This is a genomic window from Anaerococcus prevotii DSM 20548, from assembly GCF_000024105.1.
Lineage (GTDB): Bacteria > Bacillota > Clostridia > Tissierellales > Peptoniphilaceae > Anaerococcus > Anaerococcus prevotii.
The window spans coordinates 258,066-277,794 of record NC_013171.1 but is presented as its reverse complement, the minus strand read 5'-3'; the positions used below and the strand labels follow the sequence as shown (position 1 = coordinate 277,794).

The 19,729-nt window shown below is 36.8% G+C and carries 19 protein-coding genes; 2 read left to right on the top strand and 17 right to left on the bottom strand.

Annotation, left to right across the window (positions count from 1 at the left end; translation table 11 throughout):
* Positions 1-12: 12 nt before the first annotated feature.
* The 7 genes from APRE_RS01350 to APRE_RS01320 form a co-directional block, all read right to left on the bottom strand.
* A complete protein-coding gene (locus APRE_RS01350; RefSeq protein ID WP_015777209.1) occupies positions 13-1,623 on the bottom strand; it encodes a glycoside hydrolase family 13 protein in 1,611 nt (536 codons plus the stop codon).
* A gap of 93 nt (positions 1,624-1,716) precedes the next feature.
* Positions 1,717-2,850 (bottom strand): ABC transporter ATP-binding protein, encoded by a 1,134-nt coding sequence (locus tag APRE_RS01345; RefSeq protein ID WP_015777208.1) that lies wholly within the window; start codon positions 2,848-2,850, stop codon positions 1,717-1,719.
* 14 nt (positions 2,851-2,864) lie between these two features.
* Positions 2,865-4,316, bottom strand: a complete 1,452-nt coding sequence (gene gtfA, locus APRE_RS01340; RefSeq protein WP_015777207.1) for a sucrose phosphorylase — start codon at positions 4,314-4,316, stop codon at positions 2,865-2,867.
* A 33-nt stretch (positions 4,317-4,349) separates the two neighbouring features.
* On the bottom strand, positions 4,350-5,183 hold the full coding sequence (locus tag APRE_RS01335; protein ID WP_015777206.1) for a carbohydrate ABC transporter permease: 834 nt from the start codon (positions 5,181-5,183) through the stop codon (positions 4,350-4,352).
* A 10-nt stretch (positions 5,184-5,193) separates the two neighbouring features.
* Positions 5,194-6,060 (bottom strand): carbohydrate ABC transporter permease, encoded by an 867-nt coding sequence (locus tag APRE_RS01330; RefSeq protein ID WP_015777205.1) that lies wholly within the window; start codon positions 6,058-6,060, stop codon positions 5,194-5,196.
* Positions 6,061-6,065: 5 nt separating this feature from the next.
* The gene (locus tag APRE_RS01325; RefSeq protein ID WP_015777204.1) at positions 6,066-7,337 is read right to left on the bottom strand and encodes an extracellular solute-binding protein; all 1,272 of its coding nucleotides are present in this window, start codon (positions 7,335-7,337) and stop codon (positions 6,066-6,068) included.
* A 21-nt stretch (positions 7,338-7,358) separates the two neighbouring features.
* Positions 7,359-9,527, bottom strand: coding sequence for an alpha-galactosidase (locus tag APRE_RS01320; RefSeq protein ID WP_015777203.1), 2,169 nt, complete (start codon positions 9,525-9,527; stop codon positions 7,359-7,361).
* Positions 9,528-9,628: 101 nt separating this feature from the next.
* Between APRE_RS01320 and APRE_RS01315 the strand changes: the two genes are divergently transcribed.
* Positions 9,629-10,450: an AraC family transcriptional regulator gene (locus APRE_RS01315; protein ID WP_015777202.1), complete on the top strand. Its 822-nt coding sequence runs from the start codon at positions 9,629-9,631 to the stop codon at positions 10,448-10,450.
* A gap of 55 nt (positions 10,451-10,505) precedes the next feature.
* Here the strand turns inward: APRE_RS01315 and APRE_RS01310 are convergent, their stop codons facing one another.
* The 5 genes from APRE_RS01310 to APRE_RS01290 are packed head-to-tail and all read right to left on the bottom strand — an operon-like array spanning position 10,506 to position 14,350.
* Positions 10,506-11,057, bottom strand: a complete 552-nt coding sequence (locus tag APRE_RS01310; RefSeq protein WP_015777201.1) for a DNA-3-methyladenine glycosylase I — start codon at positions 11,055-11,057, stop codon at positions 10,506-10,508.
* Positions 11,058-11,939, bottom strand: a complete 882-nt coding sequence (locus APRE_RS01305; protein WP_015777200.1) for an undecaprenyl-diphosphate phosphatase — start codon at positions 11,937-11,939, stop codon at positions 11,058-11,060.
* Positions 11,936-12,745: a tRNA 2-thiocytidine(32) synthetase TtcA gene (locus tag APRE_RS01300; RefSeq protein ID WP_015777199.1), complete on the bottom strand. Its 810-nt coding sequence runs from the start codon at positions 12,743-12,745 to the stop codon at positions 11,936-11,938. Before APRE_RS01300 ends, APRE_RS01305 begins: the two co-directional genes overlap by 4 nt.
* Positions 12,745-13,536 carry an MBL fold metallo-hydrolase gene (locus APRE_RS01295; protein WP_015777198.1) on the bottom strand — a complete coding sequence of 264 codons (792 nt, stop codon included), beginning with the start codon at positions 13,534-13,536 and terminating at the stop codon, positions 12,745-12,747. Before APRE_RS01295 ends, APRE_RS01300 begins: the two co-directional genes overlap by 1 nt.
* Entirely contained in the window at positions 13,529-14,350 is an 822-nt protein-coding gene (locus APRE_RS01290; RefSeq protein WP_015777197.1) for a Cof-type HAD-IIB family hydrolase, read from the bottom strand. Before APRE_RS01290 ends, APRE_RS01295 begins: the two co-directional genes overlap by 8 nt.
* A 126-nt stretch (positions 14,351-14,476) precedes the next feature.
* Here APRE_RS01290 and APRE_RS01285 point away from each other — a divergent pair, with 126 nt between their 5' ends.
* Positions 14,477-14,830, top strand: a complete 354-nt coding sequence (locus APRE_RS01285) for a winged helix-turn-helix domain-containing protein (RefSeq protein ID WP_015777196.1) — start codon at positions 14,477-14,479, stop codon at positions 14,828-14,830.
* A gap of 34 nt (positions 14,831-14,864) precedes the next feature.
* Here the strand turns inward: APRE_RS01285 and APRE_RS01280 are convergent, their stop codons facing one another.
* From APRE_RS01280 to APRE_RS01260, 5 genes are all read right to left on the bottom strand, one after another.
* Entirely contained in the window at positions 14,865-16,019 is a 1,155-nt protein-coding gene (locus APRE_RS01280) for an NAD(P)-dependent malic enzyme (protein WP_015777195.1), read from the bottom strand.
* Between the two features lie 73 nt (positions 16,020-16,092).
* Entirely contained in the window at positions 16,093-17,274 is a 1,182-nt protein-coding gene (locus APRE_RS01275) for an ABC transporter permease (protein ID WP_015777194.1), read from the bottom strand.
* Positions 17,267-18,157 carry an ABC transporter ATP-binding protein gene (locus tag APRE_RS01270; protein WP_015777193.1) on the bottom strand — a complete coding sequence of 297 codons (891 nt, stop codon included), beginning with the start codon at positions 18,155-18,157 and terminating at the stop codon, positions 17,267-17,269. The genes APRE_RS01275 and APRE_RS01270 overlap by 8 nt, the downstream gene beginning before the upstream one ends.
* Positions 18,158-18,163: 6 nt before the next feature.
* Positions 18,164-19,261, bottom strand: coding sequence for a DUF1648 domain-containing protein (locus APRE_RS01265; protein ID WP_015777192.1), 1,098 nt, complete (start codon positions 19,259-19,261; stop codon positions 18,164-18,166).
* Positions 19,254-19,631, bottom strand: coding sequence for a GntR family transcriptional regulator (locus APRE_RS01260; RefSeq protein WP_015777191.1), 378 nt, complete (start codon positions 19,629-19,631; stop codon positions 19,254-19,256). The genes APRE_RS01265 and APRE_RS01260 overlap by 8 nt, the downstream gene beginning before the upstream one ends.
* Between the last annotated feature and the right edge of the window lie 98 nt (positions 19,632-19,729).

The following is a 19,729-nucleotide window of genomic DNA, read 5'->3' as shown; positions in this document are numbered from 1 at the left end:
GCCACTTTTTGTTTATTTAATTTTCACACAAAACGCGTCCCAGGCCTTAAGCTTGCCTGAATTCTTAACTTCTTTGACATCTGTATTAGAAATTACAATATCAGTATAATCTTCTTCTAAGTCAAAGTCTTGGCTTTCCCCAGAAAAATTAACCACAATGAGATATTTTTCTAAGTCAGTCTCTCTTGTGTAGGCGAAGACTTTCTCATCTGTTTCTAAAAGCTTAAAGTCAGCGTCTACTAGCCAATCCTTCTTTTTCCTTAGGTCAACTAGTTTTTGGTAGGTGTAAAATATTGAATCAGGATCTTTTAGAGCTTCTTCTACATTTATTTCTTTGTAATTTGGATTTACAGGAAGCCAGGTTTTATCCGCCTTAGAAAAGCCCGAATTCTTGGAGTCGTCCCATTGCATAGGAGTCCTAGCGTTGTCACGACCTATAACAGATATCCTATCTAGGATCTCTTCCTCGTCTTCTCCCTTTTCTAGACATTCCTTGGCATAATTTATTGACTCAATATCTTCAAATTCTGCTAAGTCCTTGAAAGGATAATTGGTCATGCCGATTTCTTCTCCCTGATAGATATAAGGAGTTCCTCTCATAAGATGAAGGAGAATGGCGAGAGCCTTGGCTGATTTTTCCCTATATTCGTCGACATCTGCCCAGAGTGAAAGGACTCTAGGAAGGTCGTGGTTTTCCCAAAATAGCGAGTTCCAACCCTTGCCAAGCTCTAGTTCAGTTTGCCATTTGGCGAAAATTTCCTTAAGCTTGCTTACATCAAGGTCCTTTTCATAGAACCATTTAGCCATACCCTCCTTGTGTTGGAGGCCAATATGCTCAAATTGAAATACCATGGAAAGCTCTTCGTTATCTGGATTTGAATATTTCTTGGCAATTTCAGGACTTGCTCCCCAAGTCTCACCAACTGTCAATAAATCATGCTTACCAAAGGTATTTTTGTTCATCTCTTTAAGGTAGGTATGAAGCATTGGTCCATTTTCCTTGATTTCTTTATCAGGAACTTTGCCTAGTAGGTCTATTACATCCATACGGAAGCCCCCGATTCCCTTATCAATCCAGAAGTTCATCATGTCGTAAATTTCATGACGCAAGTCTTCATTCTCCCAGTTAAGGTCTGGTTGCTTCTTGCTGAATAAGTGGAGATAATATTCGCCAGAATCCTCATCATACTCCCAAGCAGAGCCAGAGAAGGTAGATTCTAGGCCGTTTTTCTCCTTCCTCCAGATATAATAGTCACGCTTAGGGCTAGCTTGATTATCTCTCGCCTCTATAAACCAAGCATGCTCATCTGAGGTATGGTTTACAACAAGATCCATGATGATTCTAATATCTCTCTTCTTAGCTTCATCTAGGAGCTCCTCCATATCATCCATATTGCCAAAAATATCTGCAATAGCCCTATAATCAGATATATCATAGCCATTATCATCCATTGGACTCTGGTAAACTGGAGAAAGCCAAATCGCATTGATCCCGAGCTTTTCCAGATAATCGAGCTTAGAAATAATTCCTCTAAGATCTCCTATTCCATCATTGTTTGAGTCCATAAAAGACCTTGGATAAATCTGATAAATAGTCGCCTTATGCCACCAATGTTTTTTCATATTCCACCTCTCTAAATTCTTTTCTAAATTCTTTAAGGCAAATTTTGCCCCGTAATTTCATTGTAGTCCTTTTCTAATATCTAACAAATATTTTTAACTAATGGTCTTTTCTGTATCAATATCGAAAAAATGTCCCTTGGCTACATTTAGGCTAAGCTTCACACGCTCTCCTGGATTTCTGTACTCCATTGCCCCAACTCTTGAAGCAAACTCATTATTTCCTTGTTTTGTATAAAGAATTGTTTCATTTCCAAGTAACTCTGACATTACGACTTCCGCATCAATAGTTGAACTTGGGTAGGTCTCTCTTGCTATTTCGCTACTTGATATATCTTCTGGTCTTATGCCGAAAATAGCTTTCTTGCCAATATAGCCCTTCTTTTCTAGGGTCTTTCTGTGACCTTCTGGTATTTGTATACAAAGGCCATTACTATCCATCATCTCAGATCCAAGAACAGTTACTTCAAAGAAGTTCATTGAAGGACTTCCTATAAATTCTGCCACAAATTTATTGACCGGCTTATTGTAAAGCTCATAAGGAGTTCCTATTTGCTCTATCCTTCCTATGGTACCAGACCCGTCTGGATTTTTCCTTGAGCTCATTATTACAATCCTGTCAGCTAGGGTCATGGCTTCGGTCTGATCGTGGGTTACATATATGGTTGTTGCTCCTATACGGCGATGAATCTTGGAAATTTCTGCCCTCATTGAAACTCTAAGCTTAGCATCTAGGTTTGATAGGGGCTCATCCATCAAGAAGACTTTGGCTTCACGCACAATTGCCCTTCCCATTGCCACACGTTGTCTCTGACCTCCTGAAAGATCAGCTGGTTTACGTTTTAATAGTTCTGTCAATCCAAGGATTTCTGCAGCTTCCTTGACACGTCTATCAATTTCGTCCTTTTTTAGATTTCTAAGTTTTAGGGCAAAGGCCATGTTATCGTAGACAGTCATATGAGGATAGAGGGCATAGTTTTGAAATACCATGGCGATTTCACGGTCTTTGGCAGATTTTTCATTAACTAGCTCATCATCTATGAAAAGCTCTCCTTCTGTAATATCTTCAAGACCTGCAATCATACGGAGGGTAGTAGACTTACCACAACCAGAGGGTCCTACAAATACTATAAACTCCTTGTCCTTTATGTCTAGATTGAAATCTTCTACTGCATAGTGAGTAGATTTCGGATATTTTTTGTATATATGATTTAATTTTAAAGTTGTCATGTGCTAATTCCTAACTATATATTTAAAAATTCTATTTCTTTATCATTTTCAGTAACTTTATAGGTTAGATTCTTAAGATCTATTCTTGCTTTAGCTACTGCACTTCCATCTTTATTCTTACGGGTAATTATTATTATGTTTTCTCCCTCATTTTCGACTGAGATCGAACCTTCTAGGTCAAAAGCTTCTGACCTATTTCTAAATTTAAAAAGCATTAGGAGGGCTTTCACTATAGGTCTTTCTACTTCCCTAGCTATCTCCTCATTGGAATAATAATGACGATTTATATTTCGACCTTCTTTCGTTTCTTCAAGAAGCTTTAAGTCGTTTTTCCCCGCTAGAAATCCCACATAATAAACCTGAGGAATTCCAGGAGCAAAAGCTTGGATAAGGCGAGCTATAAAATATTTTTTATCATCATCTCCAAGAGCTGAATAATAAGTAGTATTGATCTGATATATATCGAGATTGTTATATTCTGCTGTTGAATATTTCCTATTAACATTGGCTCCAACCTTATAAAGCTGGTCTGTAGTAAAGGCTATTTCATCATCGGTCATTATATCTTTTACATCAACCACACCAATACCATCGTGAGTATCTAGGGTGGTGAATTGTTTCATAGGGCTTTTTTCTAACCAATTTTTAAGTCTGTCTACCTTTCCAGAATAAAGGCTATATAAAGTTAGCATCGGCAAGGCAAAATCATATATAAAATAATCATGACTTGCTATTTTAAACTGTATCTTGTAATGTTCGTGAATTTCAGGCAGTATTTCTACATTATTTTTAACTGCCATCTCTCTTATCTTATCTAGTAAATCCCATATTTCAGGTTCTACAAAAAAGTCATTTGTATCTAGCTTTTTGATAGCGTAAGCAAAGGCATCAAGTCTTATAATGTCACAGCCCTTTTTAGAAAGATTATCTATATTTTTCTTTATAAAGTCCATAGTGACTTCAGTTCTAACATCTAGGTCAATCTGCTCTTCTCCAAATGTATTCCAAAGATTTTCAACCAATCCATCTTTAAATTTAATTTCTTGCTTGGGAGCCCTGTCTTTTCTTTTATAGATTAAATCTATATCGGCTTGGCTAGGACGATTTTCTGGCCAGAACTTATCCCAATTTAGGAATAAATCTTTATATTCACTATCTTCATGCTTTTCCTGATAGTCCTTATAGTACTTTGACTTTCGAGAAATATGATTGATCATAAAATCAAACATAAGATAGTATCTTTCTCCTAAGGCCTTAATATCTTTCCAATCTCCAAACTTAGGATCTACCTCGTCATAATCGATTGGAGCAAAACCCCTATCCCCTGTCGATGGAAAGAATGGTAATATATGGACACCCCCTACGGCATCCTTAAAATATTTTTCTAAATTTTCTTTTAAATCTTTTAAATCTTTGCCTAAACTATCTGAATAAGTAATAAGCATAGTTTTGTTTTGAATTCCCATAAGTTTCTCCTATTTTCTCATAAGTAGATGTGCCTATTTAACAGCACCCTTGCTCATTCCTGAAATAATATTCTTCTGGAATATTAGATAAACTATTGTGATGGTAATAATACCAACAACATAAGAGGCAAAGCTTGGACCGTAGTCACTTAGGTACTGACCTGTGTAGTTGTATTGGAAAAGAGGTAATGACCAAAGGTCTGATGACTTGTTAAGTATCAAGAGTGGTAGCATAAAGTCATTCCAAAACCAAAGGGCATTTATAATAAGGGCAGTAGCGTGCATTGGCTTTAGCATAGGAAATATAATTTTCCTATAGGTTGTAAATCTATCAGCTCCATCAATCTCAGCTGCCTCATCCAAGCTATCTGGTACGCTTAGCTTGATATAACCTACATAGAGGAACAAGGTTTGTGGGATTGAATAGGTTAGATATAGGATTACTAGGCCAAAGATATTTGCCATTCCAATACGACTCATCATAACTGTAATAGGAATCATAATGACTTGGAAGGGTACAAAAATCCCTAAAATTAAAAGGATATACATGATGTTGAATGCACGGGACTTTGACATATTTCTTGCTATTGAATAAGCAGCAGCTGGTATAAATATAGTTACTAGGACAACTGATGCTATTGTAATTATAGTTGAGTTTAAGAAATATTTTCCGATTCCGTCTTCTATTAGGCGCTTAAAGTTATCCAAGGTAACTGGATTTGGAAAGCCAAAGAAGTTTTGCATTATATCCTTGGTCGTTTTAAAGGAACTAAAAATCGTAGCTAGTAGAGGAATCAATATTAGGAAAGATCCCACTATCAAGAGAACATACTTCCAGAATCTATTATTATTTTCTTCTATTTTCATATTTTTCTCCTCATACTTCGTAACGTTTTGATATCTTAATCTGAACAATAGAAACTATGGCTATAAGCAAAAATAGTATCAGAGCTATGGCATTGGCATAGCCGTATTGATTGCTCTTAAAGGCATAGTTATAAACCAAAAGTCCTATAGAGGTTGTGGAATTGCTAGGACCACCCCCTGTAAGGGCAAAGATTTGATCAAAGGCTGTAAGCCCTGCCTTAAGGGCCATGATAAAGACCATAGATATGCTTGGCAAGAGGTAAGGTAGTTCTATACTCCAAAATGTCTGTCTGCTAGTTGCTCCATCAATGGCAGCTGCTTCTTTTATCTCTGTAGGAATTGTCTGTAGGCCTGATAGGAAAATTATAATTGGCATAGCAACTCCCTGCCAGAGCATTACAAATATAGCAGCGAAGATAGAACCATAAGTCGTTCCCAAAAGACTAGTCTTTAGGAATTCTATATTTAAAGATTCTCCTATGGCTGGAAGTCCGTAGTTAAAGATTTGTTTAAAAATCAAAGATACGGTTAATCCTGATAGGACAGCTGGGAAGAAGAACCAGGCTCTAAAAAATGTTTTTCCCTTGATTTTTGAATTTAGGGCTCTAGCTATTAATATACCAAATACTATTTCTCCAACTATAAGGCATATAGTTAATATCAAGGTAAAGCCTAAGGCCTTGAAGAACTTCTCATCAGTCATAAGGATTGAATAGTTATTTATTCCTACGAAATCAAAGTTATAGGTAAGGCCTGTCCAGTTGGTAAAACTATAAAAGGCTCCCTGTAACATTGGAAAATAGAAAAATATGGCTTGTAATATCAAAGGTATGATTAAAAAGGTCCAACCCCAATGTTTATTTAAAAACTTTCTCATATTATTTACTCCTTTTTATTGCTAGCTTTCATCGGATTAAAGAAAGCATTGAGCTCCTTAGCTAATTGGGCCCTGTCTTGTGTTAGTAGATAATTAGTTGTAGCTTGGAAGAAGTCCTCTTCACTATTCCACTCTTGACCCAACCAAACATAATGTCTGTCGGTAAAAGCAAGCTTATACAAAGGTGCAAGTGGCGAATCTTCATTCTCCTTTACTCCCTTTACAGCAACCGGTGATCCATCTACGTCGTAGTACTTTTGCATAGCTTCCTTACTTGTCATGTATTCTAGAAAGCGGTCTGCTTCTTCAGGGTGTTTAGTATTTTCTGATATAGAAAGTGCCAAGTCTCCTGCTCCTACTGTAACTTCCTCTCCCTTATTTACTCCTGGGAAAGCAAAGGTAGCTACTTCAAATTCAGGGTTTTGTTGGCTAATTGCCGCAAGTACCCAAGATCCACCAGCAAGCATTAGGGATTTTTCTGTTGCGTAGGCAACCACAGAATCATTGTAGGAGGCCCCTTCCCAGTTTCTTTGAGCATTTCCCTTATCTGCTAGCAAGTCTAGGTACTCGCTGTCTTTTACTAGAGTATCGTCATTTTCATTTATTGAATTCACCTCAGAATATCTTAAGTAATCGTTTGCTCCCTCATCACTACCTGTTATATTAATCAAAGAAAGTTGATGGTATCCATTTAGAGTCCAACCCTCACTACCTGCTACGGCAAAAGGAACTTCTCCCTTAGCCTTGATATCTTCTACAAGCTTTTTGAATTCTTTCCAAGTTTCAGGAACCTTTAGCCCTAATTCATCAAATTTTGTCTTATTGTAGTAGATACAATAGAAGTTAGCTGATAGAGGGACATTGTAAATTTTGCCGTCTATGGCGTACTTTTTTTCATAATCATTTACTATATTGGAAAGATAGCTCGCTTCGCTTAGATCTTTAAAGTAGCCCGCCTTGGCCCATTCCTTAAAGTCCATATTTTGTGGGTAGATATTGACGATATCTGGGCTATCGCCTGCAAGCATACGGGTTTTAAGAACTGTTCCGGCATCCGGTACGCTTGTCATGTTTACCTTTATGTCAGGATTTTCTTTTTCAAAATCTTTTACTATTTCCTCTAAGGTGTCGACCATTTCTTTTTTCTGGTTGAAAAATTCAATTACGACCCTACCGTCTGCGGACTTTTCTTCCTTATTAGAACAGGAAGTAAGATTTATGAGAACGATCAAAAAGAAGACCATCCTCCTTATAATAAATCTCTTATTTTTTTTCATTTCTTTCTCCTTCTTAGAAATTTAAGCTTCGATTTTAGTAAAGTAATATTGTTTGCTTAGGAAATCTCCCCCATTCATTACTATAGTTAGACCAGCATACATAAGCTCTGCGCCTGAGTAGACCTTATTTGTTCCATGCAAACGATATATGCTTTCTTCTTCAAGGCCTTTTAGCTTAAGGGTAGTTTCAATCTCTTCTATAGTTGAAAGTTTCCTTACATAAGTCACTAAAATCCTATCATCCTTTACAAATTCTACAGCAACTTCATTAGTCTCTTCGACAGGGTTTATTAACCTGTATTGTCTTCCAAATTGAATTATAGGACGGATTTCTTTGTACAAGTTTACTTGCTCTTTTATCTCGTTTTTTTCTTCCTCGCTTAGCTTGCTTAAATCTAGTTCATAACCAAAATTGCCCATCATAGCGACATGACCCCTAGTTTTAAGAGGAGTTACTCGCTTCATCTGATGATTAGGTGAGGCTGAAACATGGGCCCCCATGCTGATAGTTGGATAAAGGAAAGTCGATCCATATTGGATAGGAAGCCTACTTATGGCATCTGTATTATCGCTTGCCCAAACTTGTGGGAAATATCTCATAACTCCAAGATCGTTTCTTCCACCACCTCCTGAGCAAGATTCGAAAAGTACATCCGAATGCTTTTCTGTTAAATACTTAACTAGATCATAAAATCCTAGCATATATTTGTGGGATTGCTCCATCGTTTCGAGATAGTCTTTACCATTTCCAATATTTGTAATATTTCTATTGTAATCCCATTTTATATAATCGATATCATGATTTGATAAAAGATCATCTAGTATTTCTTTAAGATAAGCCACAACCTCTGGATTCGCTAAATTAAGGACAAGTTGATTTCTTGAATAGCTATGGCCCCTCTTAGGCGCTTGGATAGCCCAATCTGGGTGCTTCCTATAAAGATCACTATCAACAGAAATCATCTCAGGCTCGACCCATAGGCCAAATTTCATCCCCTTTTTATGAACATCACTTATAAGTTCACTAAGCTTACAACCAATCTTTTCCTCATTTACCTGCCAATCTCCCAGAGCCCTATTGTCATCAAAACGATTGCCAAACCAGCCATCATCAAGGACGAAAAGCTCAATTCCAAGCTTACTTGCTTCATCAGTTAAGCTAGATAATTTTTCCTTATCAAAGTCAAAGTATGTAGCCTCCCAGTTGTTAATCAGGATTGGTCTTTTCTCATAAGCAAAGTTTTTGGCCATGATATGATTTTGAACAAAGCTTTGGCTTTCCTGGCTTAGTTTTGTAAGACCCTTATCTGAATAAGTTAGTAGGGCCACTGGAGTATCGAAGCTTTCACCTGGCTTAAGTCTCCAGGAGAAATTGTCGTCAGCAATTCCAATCGACATCCTGACTTCATTTAATTGGCTTTTCTCTACATTCGCTTGGAAATTCCCGCTATACATTAGCTGAAGGGCCCAAGCTTCTCCATAATCTTCATTTGCTAGAGTTTCTGCCAATATTATAGCTGGTGTTTGAGAGTGGCCAGAAGCCCCACGATTTGAAAATACCGAAAACATTCCCTGATCTACTTTTCGACGGCGGAGAGTTTTCTCTCTAGCGTAGGCTCCCTGTAAGCTTATTATATCATAAGAAGAAGCAGGCATATCAAACATAGCAGATAAATCTCTGTGAATAACTACTTCTTGGTTCGACTTATTTACCAAGCTTGTAAAGGTAGATATGGTTGGTGAATCCTCGTATGCGGTGTAATAGATTCTTAATTCAAGCTCACTAACTTCATCCTCCAAAATCAAAAGCAAGGTCTCAGTCTCTTCTCTAGAGTGTGGATTTGGAAGGCCTTTCGCATCAACTTCATAATCTAAAATTTGGCTTTCTTTTATTTTAAAATGTGTTAGTTCATTGTTGTCATGCTCAATTTTAATCGATGGATGCCTAAAATCCCCAAAGCCATGGACTCCAAAAGCTTGCCTTTGTGTATCATAACTATAGGTCCTGTCATCGGGATTTTGTGTTGCTGAAAAAGCGTGGTCCTTTTCAAATATAGTATTGGAAAAATTATATTTCTTTATACTTTTTCCTAGGTGTTTAAGTAACAAATCTCCATCACGATTTTCTAAAATCATCGACAGGCCCTTAGCATGTACATAGTATAGCCTATCTTCAATAATAATTCCCATAGATTCCTCCTCTATTTATATAAATTATATAATATGAAAGCGATTCCTTGAATGGACTTTTGTTGTTCCTATATGGTAAAATGTTACTATTGGAGAGTGCTATGGTTATTTATTCTGAATTTGATACACTTAGTATGGATCTTGCGGTTGATTTTGTAGGCTACGAAGACTGCAAATCTTTGCAAGATTTCGGCCCTGCTATAAGGGATAATTATGTCCTTCACTATATAAGTAGCGGGTCGGGCTATTTTCATTACAAAAAGAAAAAAATTTTTTTAAAAAACGGTGACTTGTTTTTACTAAAGAAAAATGAGCTTACCTACTACCAGGCGGATAAGTACGAGCCTTGGTCTTACTATTGGATTGGTATAAACGGCAATAGGATTAAGGATTATCTGTCCTTATCTAGCATCCATGAAATTTCTTATATCAAATCATCTGATACTTGTAATACGAAAAAGCTAGGAAGCATAATAAAATCGATGGTCGAGGATTCTGAAAGTATAGACGACCATAACCTAAAGCTTCTTAAACTTATTGGTCAAAGCTACGAAGTCTTGTATGAGTTGATTAGGATAGGTCCCCAAAATAATAAAAAGACGGTGGGTAGTCGAACGAAAATATGCCTTGATTGTAGGCGTATAATAGAAACCCAATACAATAAGGCCGATTTATCAATCCAAGATATTGCCTCTAAGCTTAATATCAATAGGACCTATCTGACAAGGATCTTTAAGGAATACACAGCTATGTCTCCCAAACAGTATCTACAAGAAATTAGGATGAAAAGAGCCTCACAGCTTCTAGAAAATACCAAGGAATCGGTAAAGGTAATCGCTTATTCGGTAGGCTTTAAGGATCCCTTGTATTTTTCCAAGGCCTTTAAGGAATTCTATGATAAAAGTCCTAGCGATTATAGATAGGAATAATATTTATATCTTCACATAGAAAAAACAGCTAGATTAGACTTAACTTAGTCTAGCTGTTTTGGTGTTTAAAGCAAGAGGTGGTGTGGCAATTTATTCTTCCTATGGCTTCTAGGAAGGAGTGAATTGTAACTGGTCCTACGAAGGAGAAGGACTTATCTTTCATGTCTTTTGATAGTTTCTCGGAAAGTTTGCTTTTCGCAATTATCTCTCCTTCTTTTCTCCTGTAGTCTATGGGCTCTTTGATGAAGTTTTCTAGGTACTTATCGAAAGATCCGTATTCTTCTCTTACTTTTATAAAGGCCCTGGCGTTTTTTACCAAGGCTATTAGTTTTTTCTTGTTTCTGATTATTTTATCATTTGCCATAAGCTCTTCGATTTTTCTATCGTCATAGGATGCTATTTTCCTATAATCAAATCCGTCAAAGGCCTCCCTCATAGCTTCTCTTTTCTTTAGGATTATCTCAAAGCTAAGACCCGCCTGCATGAATTCTAAAACAAGGATCTCGAATATATAGTCATCGTCGTGGCTTATATTTCCGTATTCCTCATCGTGATATTTTTCTAAAAGCTCACCTTTGGCCCATTCACATCTTTTCTTCATCTAAACAAATAAAAAGTAAATAAATACTATGATAGCTAGTATTATTCTATAGATTCCAAATGGAATGAAGTCATTGTTTCTAATGTAGGCCATGAATTTCTTGATAACAAAATAAGCCACAAGAAAGCTTAGGACCATGCCCAAAAGGATCAGAATCCATTGGTAGGCAGTAAATCCGCCGAAGTTTTTGATAACTTTAAGGAAAGTTGCCCCAAGCATAGTAGGAATTGCTAGGAAAAATGAGAATTCTGCTGCAGCAGATCTTGATAGTCCTAGGATCATGGCTCCCATAATTGTTGCAGCTGACCTACTTGTTCCTGGAATCATGGCAAGGGTTTGGAATAATCCTATAGCAAGTACAGTCTTATAGGAAACCATGGCTATATTATCGTGCCTAAAGCCCTTGTTTCCTTTATTTCTTTTTTCTACAAAGATTATTATTAGACCCCATACTAGTAGCATAGTTGCAACTACCATTGGATTAAATAGGTGCTCGTCTATGAAATCATCAAAGAGTAGACCTAAGACCATGGCTGGAAGGATTCCCACTATGACTCTTTTCCAAAGTTCTATTGTCTTCTTATCTGGATGGGTTAGTCTAAAGTAGAATCTAGATTGTCCATTTAATTTATCGTAGTTTCTAGGGAAGTATCTTTCTGTCTTTTCCCTATCCCAAGGGTTGAGCCTTTTAAAATAAATCACTACGACAGATAGGATTGCCCCTAGTTGGATGATTATATTGAAGGCGTTGGAAAAGCCTTCTGGTTCAAGCTTTACAAATTGGTTTACTAAGATCAAATGCCCAGTCGATGATACTGGCAAGAATTCCGTAACTCCTTCTACTATAGAAAGGATTAGGACTTTTATAAAATCTATTATCATTCAAATTCCTCCAAAAACGAGTGTTTTTCTCCCTTTATTTGATAGCCTAGGACCATATCGCAATTGACATTTTCTGCTGATCTTAGGATTGACTTTTCAACTTCTGGGTTATCTTTTTTAAGTTCTGCTATTAATTCTTTTATCTTCTTTCTAGTATAAGATTCGCTAGATTTGGTGACTGTACAGGCACAATTTAGGGCAGATAGAGCTACGTAATCCCTCCATCTTTTGATATCATCCTCATGAAGATAATAAAGAGGCCTAATTAGCTCCATATCCTCAAAGTTTTGGGCAATAAGCTTAGGCTTCATAGTCTTGAAGTTTCCTGCATAGAGGACATTCATCATGGTTGTCTCGATTACATCATTCATATGATGGCCTAGGGCTACTTTATTGCATCCTAACTCCTTTGCCTTGGCATAGAGAAAGCCCCTTCTCATCCTAGCACACATATAGCAAGGGTAGTCTCCCTTGGTTATGGTCTCGGCTACTTCGAAAACTTCCGAATCATAAATTGTCCCATCTATATTAAGATAGGCTAGGTTTTTTTCTAGTAGGTCTCTGTTTTCATTATCGTAGCCTGGATCCATAGAGATATATTCTACATCAAACTTTACCCTAGAATGCTTATGTAATTCTTCGATAAGCTTTGCAAGAATCAAGGAATCCTTGCCGCCAGATATGGCAACAGCGACCTTGTCTCCTTCATTTATCAAGGAAAACTCCTTGACCGCCTTGATAAAAGGCGACCAGATTTCCTTCCTGTATTTTTTTATAAGTGATCTTTCAATTTCTACTAATTCCATTATAACTCCACTATTTTTGAAGGAATGTATCTTTCACAAACCTCCAAGTTTATATCTTTTTCTGTATCAAGTCCCAAACTTGTAAGATAATTATCTACTGTCAATCTCGAAAGCTCTGGGGTGTTGTTGGTATCTGATAGGTGGGATAGAAAAACTGTCTCATTCTTACCAACTAGGGCATCTGCTAGGGCTTCAGCCGATTGGTCATTTGATAAGTGGCCCATCTTCCCCATAACTCTAAGCTTAAGATTATGTGGATATGGCCCAAGTTTTAGGGCTTCTAAGTCGTGATTTGCTTCCATATAATATATATCAGAGCCCTTAATCTCGTAGGCGATTTTCTCATCTATTATTCCTGTATCAGAAATAAGACTTATCTTTTTATTTCCCAGATAGATAACATATCCAACAGGTTCCATAGCATCGTGGTGGATGGATATGGGTAGGATATCCATTGACTTAAAGTTTATGAACTGATTTGTCTTAAAAATTTTTATATTCTCTTCCTTTAATCTCTTAGCCTTCTTGGCAAAAGCCTTCCAGGTTCCCTCGTTGGCATAGATTGGAATATCAAATCTTCTCGATAGGACTCCTGCTCCTTGGATGTGGTCGTTGTGTTCGTGAGTGAGAAATATCCCATCTAGATCCTTTGCTTTCTCTCCGATTTGGGCTAGGAGATTTTCTATTTTTCTTCCGGAAAATCCCGCATCGATTAGTATGCGAGAACCCTTGTACTCAAGAAAGCTTACATTGCCTGATGATCCAGAAGATAAGGTTACAAATCTAGACATCTAGATCAAAATACTCCTTAAGAAACTTAGCTATGGAAGGCTCTTCGTTTGATCCTATTACAAAGTCTGCCGCATCTTGGGCTTCTTTCATGCCGGAAGCCATGGCCACACCACATCCTGCAAAGCCCAAGCTCTTCACATCATTCATCCCATCACCAAAATACATGATGTTTTCTCTGTCGATTTCAAGCATTTGGGCTAGTTTCTTTAGACTTTCAGACTTGCCTGAGTTTTTGTTTAAGATCTCTAGAAGACGCTTTTCATTTCTCATAATCTTATAGTCTTTGACAAGCTCTTTCTTATTTTCCTCAGTGAACTTATCGAGAAGGTCCTTTTCTCCTGCAAGGGCAATCCTACATATGCTGTCCTCTATATCTTCAAACTTTTCAAACTTAAACCAAGGCATAGAAACTTGCCATTGGTCGTACAAGAAGGCATCATTTGGGACTTCTGCATTTAAGTAGAGGATATTCATGGTGTGGATTGTAATCTGTAAGTCTTCTTCTCCTACCAAGCTCTTGATCTTTTCGTAATCTTTCTTTCCTAAGGGATTTGAGATAAGGGCCTTGCCGTCGGCATTTCTCCTTACAAAAGCTCCAGTTCCGCAGATAGAATAGTCGTCATAGGCCATAAGGTCAAGCTTTTGACGCATCCTCCACATACCATTGAAGGTCCTGCCGGAGTTTAGGACTATCTTAATTCCCTTTTCCTTAAGTTTCTTTATAGCTGTGACGTTTTCGTCAAGCATTTCTTTTTTATCATTTACTAAAGTACCATCTATGTCAAATACAATTAATTTTATATCTTTTTTCATAAGTCTCCTTTTCGTTTTAGACTATATTATAATACTAGATAAGGGCTTATTTTCAATCTGATTGAAGGCTAAGACAAAGAAGTGTTATAATAATTAAAAGCGTTAATTTCAAAGAAAGGATATATCTTGAAAAAGTACAAAGCAAAAATAAAACTTGTTATAAAAAGTGATAGAACAAACTTCTACGGACCAGGCATAAACGAGCTCTTATTATTAATAGATGAGTACCAATCGACAAAAGAAGCAGCAGGAGCCATGGGCCTATCTTATTCCAAGGCACTTAAGATTATCAAAAGATGCGAGAGGGAATTAGGCTTTGATATTATAAAAAGCCAAAGAGGTGGAGCCGATGGGGGAAAGAGTATTCTGACAGACGAAGGAAGAAAGATAATGACAGCCTACAAGGACTTTAATAACGAAGTAAACGAGGACTTGGAAGAAAAATTTAACAAATATTTCTCCTTTTTAGATAAAAATTAAGGGCTAAGCTAGAAGCTTCGCCCCAATATCTTAACTATTTAACATAATCCATCACAGCCTGGGCCACCTTATCAGCTACATTTTCCTCAAAAGCTCCTGGTATGATGTATTCTTCATTTAACTTATCCTCATCAACCATTTGGGCTAAGGCATTTGCCGCAGCAAGCTTCATCTCATCTGTTATGGCTGAAGCATGGGCCTTCAAGGCTCCCTTAAATATTCCAGGAAAGGCTAGGACATTGTTGATTTGGTTTGGATAATCGCTCCTACCTGTCGCAAGAATTCTCGCACCAGCTTTTTTGGCCTCGTCATAGTCGATTTCTGGAACCGGATTTGCCATAGCAAAGACAATAGCGTCTTTATTCATATTCTTTATATCTTCTCCATCTATAATATTTGGAGCAGATACTCCTACAAAAACGTCAGAATCCACCATAGCTTCCTTTAAGCTTCCCTTAAAGTTTTCCTCATTGGTAAATTCGGCAATTCTTGCCTTAACAGGATTGTCTCCTTCTAGATGGTCTTTGTTGATAGATCCCCTAGAGTCACAAACTATAATATGACCTACTCCATAATCTCTTAAAAGCTTAGCTATTGAAAAACCAGCAGCTCCCGCTCCGGAAATTACGACCTTGATATCTTCCTTATTCTTTCCTACGATCTTAAGGGCATTAATAAGGGCTGCAAGAGTTACAATTGCAGTTCCATGTTGGTCGTCGTGGAAGACTGGTATATCGAGCTCTTTTTTAAGTTTTTCTTCTATGTAGACGCATCTTGGAGATGATATATCTTCGAGATTGATTCCGCCAAAGCCTGGAGCTATGTTTTTTACGACATTAATTATCTCATCAGCATCTTGAGTGTCAAGGACGATAGGCACAGCATTTACATCGCCAAACTCCTTAAACAAAACAGCCTTTCCCTCCATAACAGGCATGGCAGCCTCAGGACCAATATTACCAAGTCCTAGAACAGCAGACCCATCGCTTACTACTGCTATTGTGTTGGCCTTTGATGTGTAGGTGTAGGCCTTCTTCTTATCTTCGGCGATTTTCCTACAAGGTTCAGCAACTCCTGGTGTGTAGGCATAGGTCAAATCTTCTGCATTATTAACTCTGGCCTTCACTTCTGTTGCAACTTTTCCCTGCCATTTCTCATGTTTTTCTAAAGCTTTTTCATATACATTCATAGATTACTCCTTTTCTTCCTATAATAATTTTAACATAGAAAACGATTTTTTGAAACATAAGAAAAAGCCCTCACTAGGCTTTTCTTAAAATCTTCTTTATCCAAGAATTTGAAGAGTAATTTAGTATATTTTTCTTATATACTCTACTTGCTATTTTATAGGCAAGAATTATAGAAACAAGCATGATTAGTATAGATATAAGTCCATAACCTAGGCCTACACTTGACCTTATAAGTCTCATCGGCATAAAGAAAACCGATACAAAAGGTAGGTAGGAGAGAACTTTTATTAGAAGGGTTTCTTCCTTGCCCATAAAGCTTAGGGCTATTACAAAGGCAAAAATTATCACAAGAATTAGGGGTGTTCCAACTTTGCCGGCATCTTCTTGTTTTTTGGCAAGAGAACCTAACATGGCCGCAAGGATCATGTATATAAGTAGGCTTAGGATAACAAGACTTGCAAGCTCTACTAGCATCAAGACATTTATATCTCCTAAAAGAGATCCTAAGTCTATATTAAATTTTTCAAATAGTCCATATCTTTTGGCTCCAAAATAGGCTAGAAGGGCGAGTATTAAATATATAGCTGTCTGGGTTATGACTGCGAGGAAGTTACCGAAGATTTTTCCTGCAAAATATACACCTGCCTTTACTGATGAGAAAATAAATTCTATCATCTTTGAGCCTTTTTCTGTAGCAATTTCCACAACTAGGATATTTGAATACATTACTAGCATCATATACATGTAAAATACAAGAGCAAAATAAGCACCGTACATGATAAAGGACTCTCCCCCTTCTTCCTCAACTAGTTTGAAGGAAGGTTTCCTTTCTAAAATTTTTAGCTTATCTTCTCCTAGTCCCGCTCTTTTTATATTTATAGAGTTTTGAACTTCCCTAAGGATAGAATTAAAGGCGGCTATTTCTTGGCCATTTAGGTCTCTTGTATGATATTTTGCAGATAGACTGCCATCTTCTTCCCTAATTTCTACAAAACTTCCTATCTCTTTATCTTCCATGGCCTTTCTTGCTTCGTCTTTATTCTTTAGCTTATAGGCAGAATTTTCTGTAAAATAGGCTCCTATCTCATCTTCTGCAACTATATAAGTTTCTTTTATGCCATCATCAGCAGAAAAGTAAGTGATAGCTCCACTTATAGCCATCATTATTATCGGCATAAAGACAACTAGCCAAAATGCTGGAGATTTGAGTTGTTTTTTCCAAGAATCTAGGGCTACAGTAATAAATCTAGACATTTTCTTCAACCTTTCTTGTAAATATTTCGTTCAAATTTGGAGGTGTTTGAGCAAATACAGGAATATAATCAAACTTTTCTCTAAGTCTTTGGTAAATTTTTCTTCCATCGATTGGGTCGTTTAACTTTATCCTATAAGTATTTGAATCTTTCGTATATGTTATTGCAAAATCATTTAATATATCGGAAATATCTCCTTCACATTCTATTAGGAGTTTGTCTTTTGGATAAGAATTCCTTATCTCTTTAGGGGAGCCTTCTAGAACTACTTGACCATTTTTGAGCATAACTAGCTTCTTACACATATCTTCAATATTTTCCATATTATGAGATGAAAATATTATAGTCGTCCCACTTTCATTAATTTCCTTAATAATATCTTGTAGGAGCCTTATATTATAAGGATCAAGACCTGAGAAGGGTTCATCTAAGATTACAAATTCTGGCTTGTAGATAAGACTTGCCAAAAGCTGGACCTTCTGCTGATTTCCCTTGGACAAGTCTTTGATTTTATCCTTGAGGCTTCCCTTTATTTCAAATTTATTAAAATAGGCTTCTAGGGTTTTCTGATCTAGATTTTTCATTAAATTTAGCCTAGCAAAATATCTAATCTCTTCGGCTACGGTCTTCTTTGGTGAAAGGGACCTTTCTTCTGGAAGAAAGCCAATTTTTTCTAGGGGAACTTTACTCACCTGCTTATTATCATAGAGGATTTCTCCCTCATATGAGTCAAAAAAGTCCATAATACACCTAAAAAGTGTAGACTTACCAGCCCCATTTTGTCCAATTATACCGAAAAGATCTCCCTTATTAACATTAAAACTCACATGGTCTAAGGCCTTAAGCCTTCCAAATGATTTGGATACATTTTTTATCTCTAACATAATCTCCTATCCTTCAAACATATTAAGCACAAGTCCTAGAACAAATGGGAAAAGTATCACTGCAATGAAAATTACCTTAACCCAATTATTGGCGAAGTTCATAGTAGTTCCAACGCCTACTCTTTTTTCTACAAATATTGCTGGATCGTCTGGATTGTAATAAATTAGACCACCTAGGATCCACTTATCATCCTCCTCTTCGTAGCCATATCTACCAGTTTTATTTAAGGCTGAACCGTCAACCGACCTAAACTTTCCTATAAGAATGCTACCTCCTATAGAAAACCCAATAGCAATTATGCCTAAGACCTTAACCAAGGAGTCGTCTCCAGTTTTCATAAAGGAAGGAATTCCTACTTGGAATAAAACTATAAGTAAAATTGCCGATGTTGCAAAATAATAGGTCCAAATCCTCCTAGTTTCTAAGAGCCTATCCAAGGACTCTTCTGGCATATCTGGGCTAATTCTCATCTTTGATAGAAGTTGGGAAAGATTTGCAAAAAACATCACTGCTAGCATAAAGAAACTTACTATAGTTGGGGATTGGATAGATAGGTAAGATTTATGAGCTATCCCATCAATTTCTCCCTTGCTATTCATATGCATAATTAATTTATCTGGAAAGTTTTCATAGTCTAGGTGGATTCTTATGGCAAAGATTATCACTATAAGGAGGAGGCCTAGGTATATGCCAAAAAATTCCTTCTTGTTAAATATTTTTATCTTTGAATAATCTAGACTTACAACTTTTCTCTTATCTACTTTTTGATCCTTTGCTAATACTTTTAGTTTCTTGTTAGCAAGAACTAGGGGAATATAAGTTAGAAATATTGATAGAATATAGGCTAAATTAAGCAAGGCCTCATTTTCTATAAGATAGCTTAAGCCGACTATAAGTAAAGCTAGGGCAAATCCTACAAGGATAGTCAAAGTCCTATAGTCTTTTACTATCTTTCTTACTTCCCTATCCTTTTCTAAGTCTTCCACTAGTCTAACTCCAAGTACATAGCCCCTCTTGGAGTAGGATGTGACGAAGGCTTGGATAAGACTTATCAAAATAATAATTATCCCGTAAAATACTGCAATACTCATATTTTCATTCATCTTCTCCCTCCCAAATATTTCCTATTAGCCTATCAAGGTCGGATTTTTCTATATTTTTGACCTTAGCAAGGGCTATGATAAAATCAAGTTCTTCTTTTACTTTTCTTTTCTGAAGTTCACTAATATCTTTAGTTTTATCTACAATCTTCGAACCAAAACGCCTATCCATGACTATGATTCCGTCTTCTTCTAGCATCTTGTAGGCCTTGTTTACAGTGTGGAGATTAACTCCAATATCTGATGCAAGTTGCCTAACTGATGGAAGAGTCTCGCCGTATTGTAAGTCATTTTGGGACAGGGATTTGATTATCCCGCGTCTGATTTGCTCGTAGATTGGCTTTTCAGATGCAAAATCAATTTCTAAGAACATAGACCCTCCTTACAATTTATTTGATTCTTTCTTGTTATAGTTATTATATAACAGTTCTATCAATTTGTAAATAAAAAAGAACTCCTTGCAAAATATAA